This window comes from Kitasatospora sp. NPDC094016 (genome assembly GCF_040304045.1).
In the GTDB taxonomy this organism is placed as follows: domain Bacteria; phylum Actinomycetota; class Actinomycetes; order Streptomycetales; family Streptomycetaceae; genus Kitasatospora.
In genome coordinates, this window is record NZ_JBEOUK010000009.1 from 74,567 (window position 1) to 98,020 (window position 23,454).

General features: G+C 71.7%; 8 protein-coding genes and 1 pseudogene. 1 reads left to right on the forward strand and 8 read right to left on the reverse strand.

Features of this window, described 5'->3' with window-relative positions:
* Nucleotides 1-30 precede the first annotated feature (30 nt).
* From ABT015_RS11750 to ABT015_RS11770, 5 genes and pseudogenes are all read right to left on the reverse strand, one after another.
* Nucleotides 31-696 (reverse strand): hypothetical protein, encoded by a 666-nt coding sequence (locus ABT015_RS11750; protein ID WP_350878603.1) that lies wholly within the window; start codon nt 694-696, stop codon nt 31-33.
* A complete protein-coding gene (locus tag ABT015_RS11755; protein WP_350878604.1) occupies nt 693-4,166 on the reverse strand; it encodes a hypothetical protein in 3,474 nt (1,157 codons plus the stop codon). The genes ABT015_RS11750 and ABT015_RS11755 overlap by 4 nt, the downstream gene beginning before the upstream one ends.
* Complete coding sequence (locus ABT015_RS11760; protein WP_350878606.1) at nt 4,163-6,373, reverse strand: hypothetical protein; 2,211 nt, start codon at nt 6,371-6,373, stop codon at nt 4,163-4,165. The genes ABT015_RS11755 and ABT015_RS11760 overlap by 4 nt, the downstream gene beginning before the upstream one ends.
* A 16-nt stretch (nt 6,374-6,389) precedes the next feature.
* Nucleotides 6,390-10,292, reverse strand: a complete 3,903-nt coding sequence (locus ABT015_RS11765) for a DUF6603 domain-containing protein (protein WP_350878607.1) — start codon at nt 10,290-10,292, stop codon at nt 6,390-6,392.
* 261 nt (nt 10,293-10,553) lie between these two features.
* Nucleotides 10,554-10,886 (reverse strand): annotated as a pseudogene (locus ABT015_RS11770) (transposase); the annotation flags it as partial.
* A gap of 538 nt (nt 10,887-11,424) precedes the next feature.
* Between ABT015_RS11770 and ABT015_RS11775 the strand changes: the two are divergent.
* The gene (locus ABT015_RS11775; RefSeq protein ID WP_350878609.1) at nt 11,425-18,402 is read left to right on the forward strand and encodes a LamG-like jellyroll fold domain-containing protein; all 6,978 of its coding nucleotides are present in this window, start codon (nt 11,425-11,427) and stop codon (nt 18,400-18,402) included.
* Nucleotides 18,403-18,616: 214 nt separating this feature from the next.
* On the opposite strand, the gene ABT015_RS11780 is transcribed toward ABT015_RS11775, so the two are convergent.
* The 3 genes from ABT015_RS11780 to ABT015_RS11790 all read right to left on the reverse strand — a co-directional run bounded on the left by ABT015_RS11780 (nt 18,617) and on the right by ABT015_RS11790 (nt 23,401).
* Nucleotides 18,617-20,317 carry an ABC transporter family substrate-binding protein gene (locus ABT015_RS11780; protein ID WP_350878611.1) on the reverse strand — a complete coding sequence of 567 codons (1,701 nt, stop codon included), beginning with the start codon at nt 20,315-20,317 and terminating at the stop codon, nt 18,617-18,619.
* 61 nt (nt 20,318-20,378) lie between these two features.
* Nucleotides 20,379-22,544, reverse strand: coding sequence for a dipeptide ABC transporter ATP-binding protein (locus ABT015_RS11785; protein ID WP_350878613.1), 2,166 nt, complete (start codon nt 22,542-22,544; stop codon nt 20,379-20,381).
* Nucleotides 22,541-23,401: an ABC transporter permease gene (locus tag ABT015_RS11790; RefSeq protein ID WP_502897291.1), complete on the reverse strand. Its 861-nt coding sequence runs from the start codon at nt 23,399-23,401 to the stop codon at nt 22,541-22,543. The genes ABT015_RS11785 and ABT015_RS11790 overlap by 4 nt, the downstream gene beginning before the upstream one ends.
* Nucleotides 23,402-23,454: the final 53 nt, after the last annotated feature.

The following is a 23,454-nucleotide window of genomic DNA, read 5'->3' on the forward strand; positions in this document are numbered from 1 at the left end:
CTCCTGATCAGGTGTCGATGAACGGGTCGCTCAGCTCAGCGTTCCGGCACCGAGCGGTACCCACAGCAACTGCTGCGAGTGCTCGGCGTCGCACTGGACGCTGATGTGGACGGTCGATCCGCCGGGCACGGGGGCGAGGATGCGTCCGTCCTGGTTGCTCACGCCGCCCGCGGCGGAGTTGGAGGTCACGGAGATGGTGGCCGGGCTGCCCTGGCCCGGCGGGGTGATGGTGACGCTCAGGAAGGCCGGGCAGGTGTCGTCGGTGGTCTTGACGTACCCGTGCAGGAAACCGTCGGTGCCCGCGGTGTACTTGTCCGCGGGTTCGATCGTCTGGACGGTTCCCATCAGAGCTGCCGTGCCGTTGACCGAGAGGTTGCCGACGTTCATGTCGGGAGTGGCCACGATGACGGCGGTGCTGCGGGTGTGCACGACGGGCTGCCCGGCGATGGTGCTGGCGCCGGAGATCAGGAAGGCGGTGGTCGTGGTGAGGGCGGGGGACGTCCAGGAGCCGTTGCCGTCCCCGTCGACGCGGTCGTTCACCGCCACCTGCTCGTCCTCGCCGTAGTGGATGGTGTAGTCCGGGCCGACGGTGCACTTCCAGGTCAGCGTGACGGTCGCGCCGTGCTCGACGGATGAACAATCGGGAGTGAAGTCGTCGATCGTGAAGTCGGCGGCGATTTCGGGAAGGGGGCTCATGACTGGCTCCGTTGGCGGTCGGTCAGGTCGTCGGCGAGCTGGAGGTATCCGCTGCGCGCGGCGGGTGTGGGATGGGGCAGTCGGGCCGCCGAGGAGGCGGCGGTCAGCGGGAAGGTGTCCCAGCCGGGAGCGTCCGCCTCCCGGGCGTCGCCGGCCGCGGGGCGGGACCGCTGGGACCAGCTCCAGGTCCCCTGCCAGGCCGCAGGGGTGGGCATGACCAGCCGGTCCGCCTGTTCCGAGGCGGGCAGGCTGTCCATCCGGAAGGCGACGCGCAACCGGGACAGGGCGGTGCGGACGGTGTCGTCGGGCAGTTGGAGGGCGGTGCTCGGCAGGATGTCGGTGATGGCGTGAACGGCGAGCCAGGGGTCGGCGATCAGGGTGATCCGGGCGGAGTTCTCGGCGGATTCGTCGTCGCCGGCCAGGCTGGTGGGCAGGCGCAGCTCCGCACCGGTGATGGGGTTCAGGTACGGGTCGGGCTGCGGGGGGTTGCCGTGGGTGTGGAGGACACCGTAGTCGTCTCCGGTGAAGAAGCCGACGAGTCCGTCGGTGGGGAGGTCGGGGTCGCCGAGGCGAATGTTCCAGGGGTCCTGGAGGTAGTCGCGGGTCGCCGGGGACAGGATGCGGTCCCAGCTGCCGCAGGCGAGCAGGCCGCTGGAGAGTTCGAAGCGCAGCCGGGCCCGGAGCAGGGCGAGCGGACGGCCGGCCAGTTCGGTCAGCGAGTGCTCGGTATGGACTCCCGCCGGTGCCGCCCGGGTGCTCAGGACGTCGTCCAGGACGTCGAGCAGGCTCGTGAAGGCGGGAGCCCCCCGGTCACGCAATGCCTTGAGGAAGGCGGTGAGTTCGGGGTAGGCGGCGGCGAAGTCGGGGTCGTCCAGGTCGGGGTGGGCGGAGCCGGGCAGGGGGTGCCAGGCGACGGCCCGGTCGTGGTCCGGGGTGATGACGAACCGGAGTTCGCCGAGGGCGGCGCCGTCCTCGCCGTACACCAGCAGGGCGCGGTCGGCGCGGTTCAGGTGGGTGGCCAGCAGCCAGCCGCACACCGCCCGGGTCTCGGGAGCCAGGGTGAAGTCGAGGCGGGCGGGTTGGAGCAGCCGCGGCGGGAGTTCGGTGAAGCAGCATGCCGGCGGGGTGTCGGCCGCGATCTTTCCGTCGTCCGGGGTGACGCTGACGGCCTTGTAGGGGCGGCACTGTTCGAACTGCTGGTCCTGAGTGGTGGTGACGGCGCAGGCGCGGCCGAAGTTGTCGACCAGCATGACGTTGCGGAGGAAGAACTGGCCGGCCCGGACCGGCTGGAAGTGGGCGTCGACCTGGTCGGGATCACCGGGGGCGGGAACCGGCGTGCGGGGCGATCCGGCGAGGACGGCCACGTCGTCCCCGGCGGGCAGTCGGATGCTGCTCCGCCGTTGCAGGAACCAGTTGTTGATCCCGTCGAGGGTCTGCGAGACGAGGTCGAGGCCCGCGACGGCTTCGCGCAGCCGATTGACGGCGGCGGGAGCGTCCGGGTGGCGGGAGGCGTGCTGTGCGAGGCGGGCGGCGGCGTTGAAGGGCGGCAGGGCGGTCAGGATGCTGCGTCCCCGGACGGTGGCCGGCTGCGGTGCCGGGTCGGTGCCCTGCCAGCGGTAACGGGTGCCGTCGAAGGCCCAGTTGTCGGTGGCGTCGCCGGCGCTGGTTCCGGTGCGGTAGGGCAGTCGGTGGATGCCGATCTCCCACACCAGGTACAGCGGCATCCAGGGCTGGCGCCACGACTCGGTGAATTCGGCCACCGTGCCGACGATCAGATGGGCGGGGTCGGTCAGGTCCTCGGCGAGGGCACTGACGTACTGGTCCTGGTCGGTCGCGGGCGAGGCGGCTGCTCGGCCGAGCAGGTAGTGCTCGGCCAGCAGTGCGGTCAGGGCAGCGGTTTCGGGGAGGCCGGTGAGGTCGGGGGTGGGCGGGTCGGCGGGAGCGGTGACCGGCGTGCCGGCGATGGTCACGGTGGTCACCAGCTGCCCGGGGGTCCGGCAGGGCAGGTCGGTGTCACGGGTGATGCGCCGACTGTTGCCGGTGTTGCGCAGCACGATGGCGGGGTCGGGGGTGTGGAAGAACGGCGGGCAGACGGTGCGCTTGAGCTCGCGGTTGTCAACGATGCCGTGCGCCGCCGCGTAGGCCGCGATGCTCTGCTGGAGAGCATCGCGCGTTGATCCGCTCGGGAGTTGGGCACTCAAGCCGGCCACCTCGCCTTGCAGGGCCGCGATCTTCTGGGCCAGGTCGTCCCTGAGCGCCGGGTAGCCGGTGCGGAAGTCCGGGGTGGTCTCGTTGTCCGGGAGGCCGGCCAGCCACCACAGGCCGTACAAGCGCTTCTGCAGTTCGGTGAGTTGGCCGAGTTTGGTGTCGTAGTCGCGTTGGTCGGCGTTGAGTTGAGCGAGCCAGGATTCGTCCGCCGGCACTGCGCTGCCGCCGGGCCCGGGTGCGCGATCGGTGATCGCCCACTGGTACTGCGGCGGGGCCGGGCCGAACCACGCGGCGTGCGTGGCCTGGTCGAACGCCGCCTGACTGACGTCGAGTTCATCGAGCAGGCCGTATTGCAGGGCCGTCCAGAGCTGGTGCTCGGCGGGGTCGTCCGTGGTGGGCAGGGCGCTCATGGCGTCGGCGGTGGTATGGCCGATGGCCGCATCCACGGTGAAGTCGGCCGGGCGGTCGGAGTCCGGCGGGTTGGCGTCGGCCCGGTTGTCCCAGGACAGGCCGAGGGCCTGGCCGGTGTAGAGCGATCGGCTCACGGCGGTCAGCGACTGGTCTGCGCTCCAGCCGAGTTCGGCGAGCCGGGCCTGGAGATCGCCGGCGGCGAGGATGTCCTGGTCGGAGTACCAGCCGATGACCGAGTAGCTCAACTCCGCCTGCTCGGGCACGCCGTCGAGGAGGTCGTGGAAGGAGAGGACGTTCTCGTTGTACGGCTGGTAGGTGGAGAAGGAGGCGAGGCCGCAGCCGACGGCGGTCAGGAACATCGTCCGCCCGCTCGGCTCCTGCCAGGGCCCCTGGGCGAGGTCCCAGGAGCGGCCGATCCACGCCGGTGCCGGAGCGGTGGCCGTCGGATCGAGGTAGGGAGCGGTGCCGTCTCCGCTCCCCTGGTCGTTGAAGTCGCCGTCGACGATCCAGCCGGTGACCTCGGGCGCCGCGTCTCCTTGGCCCGGCAGGCGCAGCGAGCGCGTGACCAGCCAGCGGTTGGGGACCAGGGGGAACACCGTCGCACTGGAGACCGGGTCGAGGTAGCCGGAGCGCAGCGCCTGGGGAAGTTGCCACTGGAGGTAGACGCCGTTGTTGGAAGGATCGCTCGCGAAGTCGTCGACGCTCTCGAACGGGGCGGGCTCCGGGTCATGGTGGTCGTCGAGGTTGTTGTAGAAGTCGGCCTGCCATCGCTGGAAGGGCTCGTTGTTGCGCACGTGGTCGTTGACGAGGAGGGCCTCGACCTCGACGGGTACCAGGAGCGGGCCGGTCATCGCTGGGGTCCTTGGGGGTGGCGGAAGGTGATCCGGTAGGGGGAGTTGAGCAGTTGGAGGGCGTGGTCGACCGGACCGTAGTCCGCGGCCGAGGGCAGTTCTCCCAGGGTGGCGAGTCGGTCCGCCAGGGCCGGGGCGAGCGCGGCGGCGGAACCGTCGGCCGCGATGGTGAGCACGCCGCCGGGGCGCAGGAAGCTGCTGATGTCCGTCAGCTGCTCGCCGGTGATGGTGGCGCCGGTCTGGTGCCCGTTCCCGGTGGTGAGGTACCGCAGGCCGATGGCGTCCCCGGGGTCGATGCCGAAGGAGAGCCCGTGCTGGGGTTCGGCCAGGGAGACGGTCGCGGGCACCTGCGGGAGCAGGCAGAACAGGATGTCGGGCGCCGGGTTGCCGCGCAGCAGCAGCGGGATGACCGTTCCGTCGGCGTCCTGGGCCTCGGCGATCAGGGCGGGCATGTCCCGCACCAGGCGGGAGCGCAGCAGGAAGCCGGCCTGCGGCTGCGGGGTGTCGGCCCGGTCGGCGGCGAGCACGCCGCGCAGCCGAGCTTGCAGGCGGGCGTCCAGACCGGTGACCAGGCCGGTGCTCAGCAGGCCGTCGGTGAGGGCCTGGAGCCAGGCGGGGTCGACGTGGAAGAAGCGCAGGCTCTCCGGGGGCAGCATGCGGGCGTCCGTGACCAGGGCGTCGAACGGCAGCGCGGAGAGCAGGGTCACCGGGTCGGTCGCCGCGGACAGCGGACCGGCGTACTCGGCCAGCAGCGGGGTGACCAGGGCGTCCAGGTCCGCCTGCGCCGGCGAGCCGGGCGCAGCGGGGTGTGGCCGCGGAGCGGGCGGTGCCGCGGCGCGAGCTGGTCCGGGTGGCCCGGCCAGGGCGGCCGTGAGTCGGTCGCCCCACCCCTCGGCCAGCAACTGGTGGAAGCGGTCGCTTGCCGACTGCCCGGGCCCCGGTGCGGCTGGGCGCAGCAGCCGGGCGCCAGCGGCCCGCAGCTCGTGGCGGATGCGGTTGAGCGTGGCCGCCGTGTCGGGGTTGGCGAGCGCGAGGGCCTGGCCCAGGGTCCAGGCACTGGAGTAGCTGACGTCGAAGACGCCGGACTCACGGACGTAGACGAGGGCTTGGTCCGCGCTGCTGATGACGTCGGGCGCCGGGGTGATGGCCTGCGGGACCTCGGGCGTGAGCGGTCCCCGGTACCAGGCGTGGGTGCGTTCGCCGGACAGCGTGTGGTGGGCGACGGGGACGTACCCCATGGACAGCCGGTCCAGGGCCTCCTGTTCGGCGGCGCTGCGAGGTGGCGGGGAGGGTGCCTGCTGCGGTGGCAGGCGCAGGGTCAGGGCGGCGGGGTCGTGGCTGCCTGCCGCGGCGATCGCGGCCGTCCGGGTGGCGAAGTCGCTGTCGGCGTCGGTCTGCTGGGCGTCGTGCTGGAACGACCACGACCACAACGACACCATGCGCACCGTGGGCTGCGCCGGCCGGCTGCCGTCGAGGTGGTCGGCGAACCCTTCGAGAGAGACCAGGTGCACGGCGTAGCTCCCGGAGACGGTGGGGAACCGGTTGCCGACCACGACGGCGTACCGCCCGGGGTCGAGCTCCTCGCTCATCCGCGCGGCGCGGAACGCGGCCGGGTCGACGACATCGCGCAGATGGGCGAGGAAGGGCAGGTCCGCCCGTCGGGGCACGACGGCGGTGAACACCTCGGCGGGTACGTCGAGATAGCGGCAGGAGCCGTCCAGCACATCCGCCGCGGCCGAGGCCGGGTCGATGGCCGGCGGCAGCACGCCGACGGGAGGATTACTCAGCAGGTCGCGCACGGTCGTGGTCGCGTACCGGCCCTCGCACGCCGGGTCGCCGGGCAGCTCGTCCGGGGCGAAGACCAGCAGGGCGAGCCAGGGGCCGGGCACCCCGTCGTCGGCCAGCGGCTGCTCCCAGGGCAGCGTCGCCCGCTCCAGGGTGAGGTGGGGCAGCAGGTCGGCGAAGGATCCCCGGGCGCCGGCCGGCGGAGTGCTGCTGTGGATCGCGTCCGGCGTGAGGGAGAAGCGCGGGGCTCGGACCTCGAAACCCTGGGTGGCGGCGAACGGGTCGCCCAGCGGGGTGCCGCCGTCGGCGACGGTGTGGGTGACGTCGATGGTGTAGGCCCCGCCGGCCAGGGCGGGGGTGTAGGAGTCGCGCAGGATGACCTGGCGGTCGGCGGCCGTGTCGGTCGTGTGCGGGCGGGTCACGGAGGCTCCCGGGAGATCAGGCCGCTGACGGAGCGGACACGAGCAGGGGTTCGGCGACGAGGTCGTTCGCGGCCATCGACTGGAAGCCGGTGAGCGGGTCGTCGTATCCGGCGCCGACTCCCAGGGCCGCGAGCACCGTGGTGAGTTCGGTGCGGGCGGCCGTCACGGCATCCGAGGTGATCTCCGCGGTGACGATGCCCACGACGCTCGGATCGCCGGCCTGCCACGCGTGCGGCGTGGGGCCCACCGGTGCGTCGTCGGCGATCGGCAGCGGGCCGTCCGGCAGGTCCTCGACGGACAGGGCCTGCTCCGTCGCCGTCAGTTCGCGTTCGGAGAGGACAGCGGGCGGCACGGTGACCTTGAGCCCGGTCAACTGGCCCGGTACCACGTCGTTTCCGCCCTCGGGCAGCGGCGGGGCCCCGTCGACCGGTTCGCCCCACAGCGCCTTGGGAACGTCCGTGGTGACGGGCTCGACCAGCCAGCCGTCGGTGCGGATGTCGACGGTCTCCTCGCCGCGCCGGACGGTCAGGACCTGTTGGGAGGTCAGGCCGGCGCGGGCCATGGGACGGATGTTCAGCAGCTGCTCGGCGCCGGTGACGGAGGTGTCGGCGACGAAGAGCGCCGAGGCGGGCACGGCGCTGGAGACGGTGAAGGCGAAGCCGTGCGCGGACACCGCCCAGTCGGCCCCCGCCGGATCCGCCGTTCCGGTGGCGGCGGGCCCCAGAGGCAGCAGCCCCTGCAGGGCGTTCACCCGGACCACCTGCGCCGGCTCGGGCAGCCGGGACAGGAACTGCGCCCAGTTCAGCGGCGGCGGGGCGCACTGCCCGTCGGAGCCGAACGGGATCGCGATGTGGAACCACAGGACGTGGAAGACCGCCTCGCCCCCGACCGGCGGCCCCCACAGGTGAACGTCGACGCCGAGTTCCACGGTGATGGTGAACAGCCACAGGTCGATCGACACGCCGACGTCGACCCCGATGTCGACCCGGAAGTACAGCGGTGCCCACTGGACCAGGGCGTCGAGGTAGGCGGTGAGCCAGGCCCGCACCGGACCGGCGTGGAAGTTCACCTTCAGCGACGCGCCCGCCATGATGGCCGACGGCGTCAGCGCCGCGTACGCCTCACCGCGGATCGACACGGCGTCCGACACCGACCAGCCGTAGCCGAGCCGGGGCACGTCCGGGTACCACGCGGGCCGCTGGTAGGCGGGGTGGTAGCCGCCGATGGTGAGGACCGCGTCCCCGTCGTGGCCACTGCTGCCCAGCCAGAGCCGCAGGGCCAGGCCACCCGTCAACCGGCAGGCGGGGTCGATGAGGTACGACTGCGGGGTGAGGGTGGCGGTCAGCGCGAGCAGACCCTGGGAGGACTGGTACAGCGCCTCCAGGTCGATCCGGATCCGTGCGAAGGCAAACCCCTCGGGCGGGAAGGACGCCGTCGTCACGCCCAGCAGCGCGATAGTGAAGTCGTTTCCGAACTCGACCACTGCCAGGGCCGTCGAGTCCACCAGTTCGAAGGTGGTGAACCGCAGCCCGAGCACGCCCCAGACCTCCCCGGCGCGCGGGCTCACCCACCCGTCCTGGTCGAGCCGCTCCAGCAGTTCCAGCGGGGTGGTGTCGGACTGGTCGCCGTTGACCAGGGTCACCAGCGGGAAGCTGTCCACCGCGTCCGGCGCGGGCAGCTTGAGGTCGCTGTTGTAGCCGAACCCCGCGACGAGTCCCTTGACGCGGAACGGCGGTGGGCCGAATCCCTCACCCGACAGGGACAGCCCCCCGAGGACGAACATCGACGCGAACCCGTGGCTCTGGTGGGAGTACCCGCCCAGCGCGGAGATGGTGACCGGCGGTGTCTTGATGATCACCCCGCCCTCGACCTGGAGGTCGTACGGAGCCGGCGGGTCCTGCCGCACCACCAGAGCCCCGGCCAGCTCCACGGGCGGGCTGTCGAAGGCCACGCCCAGTCCGTCCAGCCGGGTGCGCACCTCGAAGATGTCGGCGTCGATGAGCAGCCCGAGCCCGAGCCCGTCGGCGCCGACCTGCAGACCCGAGGCCGTGAAGGAGGCATCGACCAGCACCCAGGCGGTGCCGTCCTGGTAGCTCAGGCCGAGTCGGGTGACGGTGAGCGGGCCGAGCGTCCGGTCGAGCCGGACCCAGGCGGTCGGCCCGGCGGACGTCGTGGCGGGCCCGCGCGGAGTCGGTGACGATGATGAGGTCGGGAAGGCTGCGACCAGCGGGGTCTGCGCCACTCCGCCGATCTCGTAGGGTACCGAGAGTGCGGCCCCCTCATCCAACCCGGCGTCGGGGTCCGGAAAGCGCGGCAGCGTGGCGGCGTCCCTCTCGGTGGCCGCGATGGCCTCGTTGAGCGTGGCGAGCTGATCGTGCGTCAACTGCCGGGCGCAGACCGAGACGGTCGCACCGTCGAGCTGGATGTCGTCCTCCGCGGGGATCAGCCGCCCCACGAGCGGCAGGTCCGATGCCTTCGCCGTAACGACCGCTTCCAGCGCGGCCGCCCACGCGTACCCCGACGCGCCGGTGCGGACCGCGGCGAGCACGCACCGGGTGTGCTCCGTCGAGACGGCGAGCACCAGGGTGCCGGTTCCGGTGTCGAAGCGCAGGGCCGCCGAGGTCAGGACGGGCTGGAGGGCGCTCGGCAGGCCGGTCAGGTCGATGCCGAGTGGCCCGGCCAGGTCTGCCGGGGAGACCGTCTCGTCCTCGTCGGCGTTCCAGGCCGCGGAGACCGTGTAACCGCCGCCCGAGGTGTGGGCGATCTCGCCGTCGAACCAGAGGTACCCGGCGTCACCGATGTCGACGCCGACCGCCGCGGACACCGTGACGGTGGCCTCCTGCGGGCCGCCGTCGCCGAGGGTGGACCGGCGGATGTCGACCAGCAGCTCCGGGGTCACGTCGCCGAGCTGCGTCTGGGCGGCGAGGGTGAAGGTCCATTCCGAGCCGTCGGGGCCGGTCAGGACCTCCAGCGTCAGATTGCTCAGGGTGAGGTCCGCCAGACCCTTCGGGAGGTCGCTGCCCGTCCAGTTCTGGGCGAGGTAGTTGAGGAGGTCGCCGATCGGAATGTCCTGGGCACTGCCGCGTGTTCGGGTCCAGCCGTCCTCCTGGTACCAGATCTCCAGGTCCAGGGTCCGGTTGTTGATGGTGATCTGGGTGACGGGGTCGTCTCCGGGAAGTGCGGCTGCCGCGCTGGAATGCGCCGCTGCGCCGTGGATGCCGAACCGGCACGCGGCCGACTGCTTGCCCTGCCGTTGCCAGTTGGCCGCCTTGAGTGCCCACAGGCCGGTGGGCGGGACCAGGGCGCTGCGCAGCAGCTTGAGGAAGTTCCTCCCGGTCTTCTGCAAATTCGCCGGATCCGCGAGGTACCTCGTCAGGAGCTTGTTGGCCTTGTCACGGTGGTGGAAAGCATCCCTTCCGACAACCAGTGCGCACGTGCCCTCGAAGCCGTCGTGGGGGTCGTCATAGCGCCTGCCACCTGTCGGCCCGATGAAGAGGTTCCCCGGCAGCCACTCGAAGAGCCGCACCAGATCGTCTCGGCCGTCCGGGCTCTGCGCGCCGTCACCGTGCCGGTAGCCGTCTCTGAAGTTCGCCGCGAACGCGTCGATGCTGTCGAAGTCAGCTGCGAGGTAACTGAGGTCTTCGTAGCAGCGGGATTGCACGGACAGGACGGACACCAGAGCCACCAGGTCGCCCCGGAGTGGAGACTTCGGCTTGTTGTACTCCAACCTGATGACGGTATTCCAGAACTGGATCAGTCGGTTGCACGGCACGATGTGGTGGCGGGCGAGCGGCACGCCGCCCTGGAGCCGCTTGTCCAGGTCATCTGGGTCGCGGTCGTCGTCCTGGATTCGCGTGCCGAACGGATTGTCCAACCGCCCGTCGTCAACGGTCAGTTTCACCGTTACCGTGTCGCCCATGGGCCGTCCTCCACTGGCAGTCCCCGCAGTTGGCATACAATCGCCGGACCATCAAATCCGATCTCGACAAGCAAGCCTGGGCCATTCCTGAATCTGGCGGATTATGGCGCGCCGCTGTCCGGAACACCCTTGACCGCCTGAAGCTCACCCGTCCCGATCTGGCGGTCCAGCCGCCGGGACCGCGAAGCAGACAACCATCACCACATCTGGCGGCACGTCAGAACACTGAACTTTAAAGCGTGATGTCGGGTCCGGTCGTGATCAACCGTCCATGATCGGACCCACGCCCGCAAGGCAGCCATCGATCAGATGGGGGCGGTACTGGATCTTCTCGAGGCGTCGCTTGACGGACTTGGCCAGGTGGTCGACGTTGACGACGGCGAGGTTGCCGATCCCTCGTTTCATCAGCGCCCAGATCCCTTCCTGCGGATTGAAATCCGGTGCACACGAAGGGAGTTGGAAGACCGTGAGCCAATCGCTGCTCGCGGTGATGAACTCCTTCATCGGTGGCATCAGATGGGCGGAGAGGTTGTCCCAGACCAGCACGATCGGGCCTCCGAGCTGGGTGCGGGCCCGGACGATCAGGTCTCGGTACCGTAGTCCTGCCGGCCGAACGCTGGAACCGGTCGGCGGTCGCGACCTTGAGTACGCCGAGCGCGCCGAGGACATCGGAGTACAGGGTGCTGGTCGAGCCGTTCGGGTCGGCGGCCCCGCGCACGAACGCGGTCCGGCCCGGCCGGGGCGGCTGCGGCGGGTCGACGGCGTCGCCCTGGTCGTCGTTGCCGTCGGGCCGCCCGCTGTTCGGATGGGGCGGCCGGGGGTACGTTCACACGCTGATGCGGCCCTTGGCCGGGCAGGGCCTGGCGTGCAGCGCCCGCGCCTCCCACCACGGATCGTCCGGGGCGGCCACCAGCGCGGCCACCGGGCGTCTCCGCCGGCACCGGGCGCCGCACCCGGCCGTCCCGGGGTGCACGGGAGAAGACCTCGGGACAACAGGGCAAACCACTGTCGGTTTCCGGACAACTCCTCTCCGTGACGTTTCCTTCCCTCCTCGGTTGACGAGATGGCCGGGTGCGGTGCCGCACCCGGCACCGCACCCGGCCATCTCTTGGCAGCCGAGACAGGGGTTTGGATGCCGTCCGACAGCTCCCGCACAAAGATCTACAACGACCGGCGGTACCTGCACACCACGATGGTGCGTCACCAGGGAACGACCGTGGCGTTCGCCATGGACGACACCCGCCGCATCTTCTACAGCGTCCTCGACCCCGACCGCGCCCAGGACGCGCCCGACGGGCAGGAGCACGCCGCGGAGGCCGGGCTCGATGTCGCGTACTGGCCGGAGGAACCCGCGGAGCTGAGCTTCCCGCGCGAGATCGCGCGCGCGGGATACGGCGTCACGGGCGCGCTGGCGCTGCCCCGGGTCAAGGCGGGCTCCCGGACCGAGGCCGGTGCCGCCGAGGTCCTCGGCGCGGACGAGGTGGACGGCTTCCTGTCCTCCACCGCCCGGCTGACCGCCGACGTCCCCTTCCAGGCGGTCTCCGACGGCAAACATGTCCATGTCTTCCGCCAGTCGGTCGGGGACGGGCACGAGGACGCGCTCTTCCATCTGACCGGCGGCGGCTGCTCCGGCGGCGCGGCACGGGACGACACCGTCCGCGCCCCGGCGACCGGCTCGGCGGTCCCCGTGGTGCGCGATGCCCTGCTGTGCGACCGGTTCCTGCTGGTGGGCGGGCGGCTGCGCCCCGCGCCCGAGGTGCGCTACCGGCGCAGCCGCCACCGCACCCTGCCGGACTCGGCCAAGGACAGCCTCGGCACCCGGGACATGGACGGCAACGACTTCCACGAGCCCACGCTGGAGCTCGGTTTCGCCGGACGCATCAACGGCGGGCGCTTCACCGCGTTGTTGCTGCCGACCGCCGTGCACGACGTGCGCCGCTGGCAGTTCTTCGTCCACAACGACCGTACCGGCCGGATCGACGCGCTCAACGTCGAGCAGGGCGCGGACGGCCTGTTCGACACGGAGGGCACCCGCTTTTACACCAGCCCGGACCCGGTGTACCGCAAGGCCGTCCTCGAACGCGGCCCCGGGCTGTGCCCCTTCACCGGGGCCGGGCTCGTGCCGGTCGCCACGACGGAGGGCTTCGCCGAGACCGCGCTGGAGTTCGACGGGACCGGCGCGTACCTCAGTGTCCCGGCCACCACGCCGCCGCCGGGGAGCGGGCCCTACACCCTGGAGATGTGGCTCAGCCCCGCCGCCACCGGCGGCACCGTCGTGGCGGGCGGGATCGTGCTGCGCATCGACGACGAGGGATTCCTGCGGCTCGGCCACGCCGGTGGCGGGACCGAGGCCGTCTCCTCGGTCCCGGTGCCCGTCGAGGGCTCGTACACACACATCGCCGTGGTCCACGACGGGACCACGGCCGTGCTGTACGTCGACGGGTCCCGCGGTGACGGGGCCGAGCTGCCGCCGGTCGGCCCCGGCGGGGACCGGCTGCTGATCGGGGCGAGGGCCGGCGAGGACGGCGTGGTGGGCTCGTTCTTCACCGGCGTCATCGACGAGATCCGGATCTGGGACCGTGCCCGGGGCGCCGACGAGCTGGAGCGGGACCGCTCGTACCGGCTCATCGGCGACGAGTCGGGGCTCACCGCCTACTACCGGTTCGACGCCGGTTCCGGCACCGAGCTGTACGACCAGACGGACTCGGCCGCCCACGGCACCCTGCACGGCGGGCCCCGCTGGATCACCTCCGGGGCGCCGATCGGCGACCACCCGGGGGTGCGCAGGGAGAGTTTCTCGGTGCCGGGCCGCACGGTCGGCTCCGGACTCGCGGCGGTGCTGTACCACCAACAGGAGCGGGCGGTCACCGGCCACTCGGCCGAGCCCAGGCCGCTCAAGAAGCACGCCCGGGTGTTGCTGACCTGGGTGGCGGCCCCGGACGGCGGCGGTGACGGCGGCCCTGGCTGTGTGGCCGCGCTCGATCTCGCCGTCGCCCGCGACGGCCGCCTCGTCCAGCTCCCGGACGCGGTCGAACTGCCGCTCCTCGGCGAGGCGGTGGAGGCGGTGGACCCGAAGGAGATCACCGTCGTGGAGGAGGCGGTCGACACGCTCAAGCGGCGGCTGCAGAGCGCAGTCGACGCCCGTGCCGCCGCCGAGGCGGACGCGGCCCGGCTCCCGGCGCTCCAGCAGGAGCTCACCGCCCAGCAGCAGAAGACCGCCCAGCTCACCGACGACCACACCTACCTCGACACACGGATGCGCCTGCTCAAGTTCCCCGCCGGGGTCGCCGCAAGCGGCACCACCACAGCGGAGTCGGTGTATCTGGCGGTCACGAAGGACACGGCGGGCACCCCGGGGATCTCCTTCACCGACGACCCGGAGGACGAGCGCGCCCTGTGGATCGTCAACGTCTCGCGCTCCGGCAAACACCTCTCCTACGTCAACCTGCGGACGAAACTGCGGCTCCACTACACCGCCCGGGGCACCACCGCGCTGCGCTGGAGCAATCTGCGCACCTGGAGCTATGACGACGAGTGGTTCACACCCACGTTCGTCGCGGACTTCAACTACTGGCTGCGGCCGTACGGGATCGCCAAGCAGATCGTGCTCGTCGGCGACGGGCGCTGCTACCTCGCGAGCGACCGGGGCGACGCGGCATGGACGCCCTACGGTTCGGTGGAAGGCAAGCCGCACACCGGGACGCCACTCGTCTCCGTCCCCGTCCACGCCCCCACCGGCCTGGAGAAGCCCCTGGCCGACGCCCGCGATGCCGTCACCGCCCTGGAGGAGCGCGTCCGGCAGGCCGAGCGGGTACGCGACGAGCGCGGCGTCTTCGACGTGGCGATCACCGGCCTGGAAGGGGAGTTGGAGGCCCGGCAGGCCGAGCTGGGCAGGCTCACCGGCGGGCTTCGCGGCCGCAGCGCGTTGAGCCTGCCCATGCCGCAGCTCGGCCGGGACCGGCTCGGACTGGGCTGGTCCGGGGCGCTGCTCACCTTCGCCCGGGCCACGGCCGCCCCCTCGCTGCTGGAGAGCGGTTCCGGCCATGTGGGCCTGTACTTCCGCGACGAGGAGGGCTACTTCACCGCCGCGTACTACGACACCGGCGTAGCCCGGTCCGCCAAACGGCTCCCGGCCGGTACCGGGAGCGGCATCCTGCTGACCGCCCGCGACCCCGGCACCGACCTCAAGGACGTCACCGTCGAGGTGACGGAGAGCGGGCACCCCGGCCGCTGCACCGTGACCCTGCGGGACGGCGGCGCCGCGTCCGGCGGCGAGAGGGAGACCTGGCCGCTGATGCCTCGCCGCGCCGATCTGATCGTCAGGACCCTCAACGGCGCACGTGACGAGCCCGCCCTGCTCGGCGAGGTCGCGGAGCTCTGGGACGATCTGCTCACCCTGGAGGAGCCAGCCGGGCGGGCACTCCCCGCCGGGGCCCTGCTGAGCCTCGGCGGGCGGGTACGCGTCCTGGAGCGGGAAGCCGCCGGGGACGCCACCGAGCTGATGCTCTCGGCCGACGAGGACGACATCTGGGTGGCCCCCGGCACACCGGTGCACCTCGTCTCGTACGATCCCTCGCTCGTCCGGCACACCCGGCCAGGCGCCACCGCCCGCCACGGCTCGCGGCTGGTGACGGCCGCCCTGGCCGGGCCGGTGGCCGAGGTGCCCGACGGCACCGCGGCCGACCTGGCCGACGCCCGGCCCACCCGCTGGTGGGGTGACATCCCGGGGCGCGCCCTGTCCTTCACCGAGGTCTCGCGGCCGCCCTCGCTGCCCGGGGAGCGGCACGGCGCGGTCCGCGCGGCCGATGACCTCACCCTGGAGGCGTGGGTGCAGCCCGGCCCCGGCGGGTTCGCGCGTCTGGTGCACGCCCAGGTGCCCGGGTCGAGGTACACCCTCGCCCTGGGCGCGGCGGCACCGGACGGCGGCAGGCCGCTGGTCGCCGGGGTCGGCGACCGCTTCGTGACCAGCCGGGCCACCGTGCCGGACGGCAGGTGGACCCATGTCGCCGCCGCCTTCGAGCAGTCGTGGGCCCTGTCGTTCGACGGTGACGCGTCCCTGGAGGCCCCGCACACGGAGGCGCTGAATCTCTCCCGCGACCTCACCCTGGAGGTGTTCTTCCGGACCCCGGCGCTCGGCGCGCCGCAGGGCCTGGTCTCCAAGGGCCGTATCGCCGACGGCCGGGGCAGGCACGTCCCGTATCAGCTGCTGCTCGACGCCGAAGGGCGTCTCGTCCTCGCCATGGAGACCGCCGACGGGGCCGTGGTCCGGCACACCTCGACGGAGGCGGTCACTCCCGGTGTCTTCCACCGTGTGGCGGTGGTGCGCAAGGCGGGCCAGTCGCTCCAGGAGCAACGCGGCACCAAGGACATCACGGTCACGGATTCCTCCGGCACCCCGGCCACCCACAAGGTCGATGTCGTCGAGTCGGTCCTGACCGAGGAGTGGTTCGACATCCGTTTCAGCATCGACGGCCGGGACGCGGGCACCGTCCGCCACCGCGGCGCCGCGCCCCTCGGCGGTGAAGGGGCTCTGGAGATCGGCCGCGCCTGGCAAGGCGCGGAGGCCCAGCCCTTCACCGGGCTCATCAGCGAGGTGCGGATCTGGAACACGGCCCGCGAGATGTCCCAGCTCGGGGCCGAACCGACCACGCGGGTCCAGGGGCTCGCCGCCCGCTGGCGCTTCGAGGAGAACGAGGGCAACACCGCCCACGACGACACGGGTTCGCACCCGGCACGGCTGCGCGGCGTGGTCTGGGAGAAGAACCCGGACCCCCGGGGCAGTGTGTTCCGGCTCTACGTCGACGGGCAGCCCACGCCCTCGGCGCCGCCTGCCGCCGGTGCGCCGTCCGGGGCGGAGACGACCTACGGCGACGAGCAGTTCACCCTGGCGGGCCGATGGGCGGGCGAGGAGGTGCACGAGGGCTATACGGGCACCCTGGAGGAGGTCCGCGTCTGGCGTACCGCGCGCTCCGAGGAGCAGATCCTCGACAATCTCTTCACCCGGCTGCGGGGCGAGAAGGAGGACCTGCTCGCGTACTACCCCTTCGACGACGACTCCACGGAGGACGCGGCGGGCACCCTGGCCGACCGGGGACTGCGCGGCTGTGACCTGGTGCTGTCCGGCCCGGAGGCGCGGCGGCCCTCGCCCGTGCTGTCCACGGCGCCCATCTCGGGGGACACGGTGGAGGTGCGGCCCGTCTTCTCCAAGGTCACCACCGGCTACGCGCGGGCCGTCAGCGGGACCCCGGCGGTGACCGAGTACGCCGACATCCAGCGGGACGGCGGCCGCGGCACCCGCGGGGTGCTCAAGCGCTGCTACGGCTTCCTCCGGGACGGCTCCTGGCGGCTGGTGACCGGCTACAAGATCGGTGATCTGCTCACGGAGTGGGTCGGCCAGGTCCAGTTCGACCCGCAGATCATCGGATTCGTCGAGGGTGCCCCCCCGGTTCCCTCGGAAAATCTGGTTCCCACGAAGAATCCCCGGAACTTCACCTACCTCAACGCGTCCTCCGTGACCTTCGCCCAGGCCGACCAGGTGGTCAGCACGCTCTCCTCGGCCCGGGAGCGGAGTGTGGACGCGGCGTTCGGCTTCTCGCTCGCCAAGGAGGTGGACGTCAGCACCCTGCTCATCACGGCCCCGCTCGGCATGGGCACCGCGAAGCCGATCGCGGAGGGAGGTGTCAGCCTCTCCGGCGGGGGCCGTCTGGAGTACTCCAACGCCTGGGGCGACGAGACCACGGTGTCCCAGGGCCGTAACACGACCCGGGCCACCTCGGTGGGTCTGTCCGGCGGCTGGGAGGACCCGGAGCACCTCGGCAACACCTTCAACGGGCGGCGCTTCCTTCCCGCCAACACCGGGTACGCGCTCGTGCAGTCCGAGACCGCCGATCTCTTCGCCCTGCGGCTGGCTCACAACCAGGCCCTGGTCGCGTACCGGATCCTGCCGAACCCCGACATCCCCCGGGACTGGAACATCCTGCCGTTCCCGATCAACCCGCTCTACACCAAGCAGGGGACCCTGGACGGGACGATCGGCTTCGACGAGAACGGCAGGCCGGTGCCCGACCCCCACTACGACGGGGCGCCCACGAACGGCGAGCACAGCTATCACAAGCCCCGGGAGGCGTACGCGCTCAAGCGCCGCATCACCGAGGAGCAGCAGCGCCTCCGGGCGTACTACGACACGGTCTCCACCGAGACCCACGCCGAGGACCCGACAGCGGGCAGGGCCCGCAAACTCCTCGGTGACTTCGTCGGCCCCCTGCGGGAGCCGGAGAGCAAGGCTCCCGAGGACACCGAGACCGCCCGAGGCTTCGCCCGGCGCAACATCGCCAACACCTATGTGTGGTCGGCCGACGGCGGTTTCTTCGCCGAGACGACGGAGGCCACGGACGTGGTCACCGAGGTCACCTCGGGCTCGTACGACCTGACCGGCTCCACCTCCTTCTCCGCCTCGGGCGGCGTCAAGATCTTCGGTGTGGGTGCGGCCCTCCAGGTCGACGGCTCGGTCGGCGGGGCCCTGCACCGCACCCGGGCCCGCGCCAGGGAGGCCACCCGCACCTTCGGCCTGGAGGTGGTTTGCGACCCGGCGGGCGACATGCAGCGGTACGACTCCGCGAACACCCCTGTCTTCGACGAGAACGGCAACCCGGTCGAGGTCCCGGGGCGGGTGGACGCGTACCGGTTCATGACGTTCTACCTCGACGCCGACAAGGAGAACTTCGAGGACTTCTACGGCAAGGTCGTCGATCCCCTGTGGCTCAGCGGAAGCGACCACCCCAACGCCGCGGCCCTGCGCCAGGCACAGCAGTCCGACAAGAAACCGCCGTGCTGGCGGGTGTTCCACCGGGTGACCTTCGTCAGCCGCAAGCTCCCGGCCGTCGTCCCGGAGGGCGCTTCCCCGGTCGAGAAGGCGATGCGGGCCGAGAACGTCTCCAGCGACTACGAGCTGATCCGGAAACTGGAGCCGTACGTCAAGGAGCACGCGACCACGAACCAGGAGTTCGCCGCCGCCGTACGGGACGCGGTGGCCACGCGGTTCCCGCGGCTGGTCCCCTACACCGAACAGATCATCACCTATCTGGCGCGCTACTACGAGCTGAAGCCGTAGCTGACGCCCGCCCCGGCCGGAGCGGATGCGACCCGCGTCCGCTCCGGCCGAGACGGGCCGGCCCCGCCCAGCGCGGCCAGCCGTGGCGCCGCTGTCGGTGGCCCAGCCGCCGATCTCCAGCCTGAGGGCGCTGTGGCCGTTGGTGATCCGCCGGCCCTCGTCGGGGCTGTTGCGCTCCCGACTCCTTCCCGACGAGGCCGCCGGAACACCGGTGCTACTTCTGCCAGCCGATGGTCTCGGGCAGCGGGCTGTAGAAGATGGCGGCACCGACGTTGGCGAGGCCCTTCCTGATGCCGTAGGTGGAGGGACCGCTGTAGAGCGGCAGGAGGGCGTACTGCTGGAGGGCCTTCTGCTCGACCTTGTTGACGGCCTCGATCTGCTGCCCGAGGTCGGCGATCTCGCCGGTGGCGCGGATCTCCTTGTCCAGCTCGGGAGTGCCGGTTCCGGTGATGTTGGAGTCACGGTCCGAGCAGTAGAAGTCGCACAGGTACCGCGCGCCGAAGGGATCCGTCGAGCGGTTGCCGGAGATGAACAGGTCGAAGCGGCGGTCGCTGAGCACCTTGGAGAAGTCGTTCTCGGAGACCTTGTTGACGTTCACCTTCACGCCGACGCCCTTGAGCATCGCGGTGAGCGCTCCGGCGATGGCCTTCTCGATGGGCTCGTCGCCGAGCATGGTGTAGCCGAGCTCGAGTTGCTTGCCGTCCTTGGCGCGGATGCCGTCGGCTCCGGGCTTCCAGCCGGCCGCGTCCAGGGTCTTCCGCGCCTCCTGCGGGTCGTACTTCAGGACAGCGGCGACGTTGTCCTGATAGCCCTGCTGGAAGCTGTAGAGCACCGCCGAGCCGGGCAGCGGCTCCGTGTAGTCGAGGCCCTGGAACCGGATCTTCGCTATCTGCGGACGGTCGATGCTCTCCTGCACCGCCTTGCGGACCTGGACGTCACCGAGGAACGGGGACTTGGCATTGAGGTACAGCGCGTACTCGAAGGGGCTGCCGCCGCTGCGGATCTCGGCGTCCTTGACCGTCTTCACCTGCTTGAGGTTCTCCGCGGTCCCGACGGGGGCGTAGTCGAGTTCGCCGTTCTTGAAGGCGTTGACCGAGGCGGTGTTCTCCAGGTTGACGTAGACGCGCTTGTCCAACTTGCCCGGCCGGCCCCACCAGTTGGGGTTGCGCACGAAGGTGATGTTGCCGGAGTGCTCGTCCCAGGTGCCCACGGTGTACGGTCCGGTGCCCCATTCGGGGTGGGCCGTCTTGACGTACGCCTTGTTGAAGTTGTCGACGGTGGCGGCCTGGGGGTGCAGGAAGGTGGTGAACAGCGCGGACCAGGCGGCGTTGACGCCCTTGAAGGCGATGACCGCCTGCTTGTCGTCGGCGCCCCGGGTGACGGAGGTGATGCGGTCGTAGCCGTCGGTGGAGGCGGCCGCGTAGTCCTTGTCCGAGCCGTTGTCGGCCTTCCAGGTCGCCTCGATGGCCCGCCAGTCGATGGGGGTGCCGTCGTTGAAGACGGCCTTGGGGTTGAGGGTGATGACGACCTTCTGGTCGCCGCCCTCGACCGAGACCTTCACGTCGCTGTAGTAGTCCGGGTTGTACTGGACCTCGCCGGTGGGCGAGTAGGTGATGGCGTGGGCGTTGTACCAGGACCAGATCCGCGAGGCGTTCAGGGTGCCGTTGACGTTGAAGGGGTTGCCCTGCTCGTCGAAGGTGCCCGCGGTGGTGTAGGTGCCGCCGTCCTTGATGTTCTCGTACGGCTGGGGGTTGTAGTCGGTGACCGAGGACGCGGCCTTGGCGGCGTTCGTGGCGTTCGGCCCGGAGGATCCACCGGCGGAGGACGACGATGAGGAGGTCGAGGAGGAGCACGCGGTGGCGGCGACCAGGACGGCCGCGGCGAGCGCGAGGGGCGGGGCGAGCTTTCGACGCATGGGATGTCCTTGGTGGGAATCGGCGAGAAGGGGGTGGGACGGGGGTGGGACGGGACGGGTGTCAGGCCGCGTGGCAGGCGTACTGGTGGTCGGAGCCGTCCGGGGCGGCGACGGTCGCCGGCCGCTCGGTGCGGCAGCGGGCCCGTACGCTCTCGTCGGCCTCCCGGTACAGCGGGCAGCGGTCGACGAACACGCAGCCCTCCGGCAGCCGGGTGGCACTGGGCTGCTCGCCCGCGAGGACGATGCGCTCGCGGTGGCGCTCGCGCTCCGGGTCGGGCACCGGAATCGCCGACAGCAGGGCCTGGGTGTACGGGTGCCGGGGCCGGGCGAAGATCTCCTCGGTGGCACCGGACTCGACGATGTGCCCGAGGTACATCACCGCGATGCGGTCGGAGACGTAGCGCACCACGGCCAGGTCGTGGGCCACCACCAGGTACGCCAGGCCCAGTTCGTGCTTCAGCCGGGCGAGCAGGTTGATGATCTCGGCCTGCACGGAGACGTCCAGCGCGGACAGCGGTTCGTCCAGGACCAGGAGTTTCGGCTCGCGGGCCAGGGCGCGGGCGATGCCGACGCGCTGGCGCTGGCCGCCGGACAGGGCGGCGGGGAAGCGGTCGCCCATGGCGCGGTCCAGGCCCACCAGGTCCAGGAGACGGGTGACCCTGGACCGGATGGCCGTCCGGTCGACACCGGCGGCCTGGAGCGGTTCGGCCAGCAGGTCGAAGACGGTCAGGCGGGGGTCCAGGGCGTCCGTCGGGTCCTGGAGGACGATCTGGACGTCGCGCCGCAGCTCGCGCACCTGGGCCGCCGACCGCAGCGTGGCGACGTCGGTGCCGGCCACTTCGATGCGGCCGCCCTCGGGGGCGCGCAGCCGCAGCACCTCGCGCAGCGTGGTGGTCTTGCCGCTGCCGGACTCCCCCACCAGGCCCAGGGTCTCGCCCGCGCGCAGTTCGAAGCTGACGTGGTTGACCGCGTGCAGGGTTCCCACCCGCCGCTTGAGGAGGGCCCCCTTGGTGACGGGGAAGGTCTTGACCAGGTCCTCCACGCGCAGGACCACCTCGCCGGCGGTCCGGGCTCCGGCGCGGGACGGTGGCACGGCATCGGCGCGCCCGGCCGGGTCGAGGGTTCCGTCGGCGATCTCCTGCGCGCGGTGGCAGGCGACGCGGCCGTGCTGCCCGCCCGGTGCGGTCAGGTCCGGTACGGTCAGGTCCCGCTCGGTCAGGTCCGGTGCGGTCAGATCCCGCTCGGCCAAGTCCGGTGCGGTCAGGTCCGGTTCGGTGGTCCGGCACACGTCCAGGGCCACCGCGCAGCGGGGCGCGAAGGGGCAGCCGCCGGGCAGGCCGACCAGGGAGGGCGGCTCGCCGCCGACCGGGATCAGGGGCCGTTCGACGCCGCTGTCCACGGTGGGGACGCTGGCCAGCAGCCGGGCGGTGTAGGGCATCGTGGGGCGGCGGAAGAGCTCGTCGACGCTCGCGTGCTCGACGATCCGTCCGGCGTACATGACGGCGACCTCGTCGGCGTGGCCCGCCACCACGCCCAGGTCGTGGGTGATCAGGACGAGGCCGGCGCCGGTCTCGCGCTGGGCCAGGCGCAGCACGTCGAGGATCTGCGCCTGGACGGTGACGTCGAGCGCCGTGGTGGGCTCGTCGGCGACGAGGACCGAGGGCTTGTTGGCGATGGCCAGGGCGATGACGACGCGTTGGCGCATGCCGCCGGAGAACTCGTGCGGGAACGACTTGGCGCGTTCGCGCGGATCGGGGATGCCGACCAGGTCGAGCAGTTCCACCGCCTGCTCCCACGCGTCCTTCTTCGACAGTTCCCGGTGCACGCGCAGGGCCTGGGAGAGCAGCCGGCCGACGCTGAAGATGGGCGTGAGCGCGGACATCGGGTCCTGGAAGACCATGCCGATGTCCTTGCCGCGCACCTGGGAGAGGCCCTTGTCGTCCATCGCCGCCAGGTCGCGGCCACCCAGGAGGATCCGGCCGCCGAGGCGCGCGGTGGGCGGCAGCAGGCCCATGACGGCGAGGGCGGTGGCGGACTTGCCGGAGCCGGACTCCCCGACGATGCCCAGGGTGCGCCCGGGCAGCAGGTCGAAGCCGATGCCGCGCACGGCCTCCACCGGTCCGGCCTCGGAGGGGAAGGAGACGCTCAGGTCGCGTACGGACAGGACGGGTGCGGGCTCGGTGGTCCCGGCCACGGGCCCGGTGCGGCGGGCGGGTGCGAGGGTCATCGTCGGCCTCCTGCCGCGCCGGTGGTGGACGTGGGGTCGAGGGCGTCGCGCAGGCCGTCGCCGACGAAGGTCATCGAGACGGTGAGCAGGACGGTCAGCCCGGCGGGGAAGGCGAAGAGCCATGGGGCGCTGGTGATGGTGCCCACGCCGTCGGCGAGCATCGTGCCCAGGGACACGTCCGGGGTCTGCACGCCGAAGCCCAGGATGGACAGGGCGGTCTCGCTGAGCACGGTGGAGACCACGCCCAGGGTGAGGTTGACGATGAGCAGGGAGCCCAGGTTCGGAATGATGTGGCGCATCACGATGCGCAGGGGACGCACGCCCATGTACTCCGCGGCGCGCACGTAGTCGCGCTCACGCAGGGACGTGGACACCGACCAGACCACGCGCGCGGTGGACATCCAGCCGAACACCGTCAGCACGAGGATGAGGACCCGCCAGTCGCCCGCCAGCCGGTGCGAGACCAGGGCGAGGATGAGGAAGGAGGGCACGATCAGCAGGAAGTGGATGACGGCGAGGGTGGCCTTCTCCACCCGGCCCCCGAAGTAGGCCGCGCCCGCGCCCACGACCGCGGCGATGGCGACGGTCAGCACGGACACGCTCACCGCGATCACCAGCGAGCGCTGGAGGCCGTGCACGGCGGCGGCATAGACGTCGTTGCCGCCCTGGTTGGTGCCGAACCAGTGCTCGGCGCCGGGGGCCTGGGTCAGTGCCGAGAAGTCGGCGTCCGCGTAGCCGTACGGGGTGAACAGGTCGCCGAGCGCGCTGAACAGCACGAGCAGCAGGAAGATCACCACGCCGGCGACGGCGATCCGGTTGCGCAGGAAGCGCCGCAGGTAGAGACGGCGCCGGCCCAGGTAGTGCCCGTCGCGCCCGTCGCGCCCATCAGGCCCGGCGTGCACGGTGGGCC

Coding starts and splice junctions, on each gene's coding strand:
- ABT015_RS11750 (WP_350878603.1), bottom strand. CDS start 696: ATGAGCCCCCTTCCCGAAATCGCCGCCGACTTCACGATCGACGACTTC.
- ABT015_RS11785 (WP_350878613.1), bottom strand. CDS start 22,544: ATGACCCTCGCACCCGCCCGCCGCACCGGGCCCGTGGCCGGGACCACC.
- ABT015_RS11780 (WP_350878611.1), bottom strand. CDS start 20,317: ATGCGTCGAAAGCTCGCCCCGCCCCTCGCGCTCGCCGCGGCCGTCCTG.
- ABT015_RS11765 (WP_350878607.1), bottom strand. CDS start 10,292: ATGGGCGACACGGTAACGGTGAAACTGACCGTTGACGACGGGCGGTTG.
- ABT015_RS11775 (WP_350878609.1), top strand. CDS start 11,425: ATGCCGTCCGACAGCTCCCGCACAAAGATCTACAACGACCGGCGGTAC.
- ABT015_RS11755 (WP_350878604.1), bottom strand. CDS start 4,166: ATGACCGGCCCGCTCCTGGTACCCGTCGAGGTCGAGGCCCTCCTCGTC.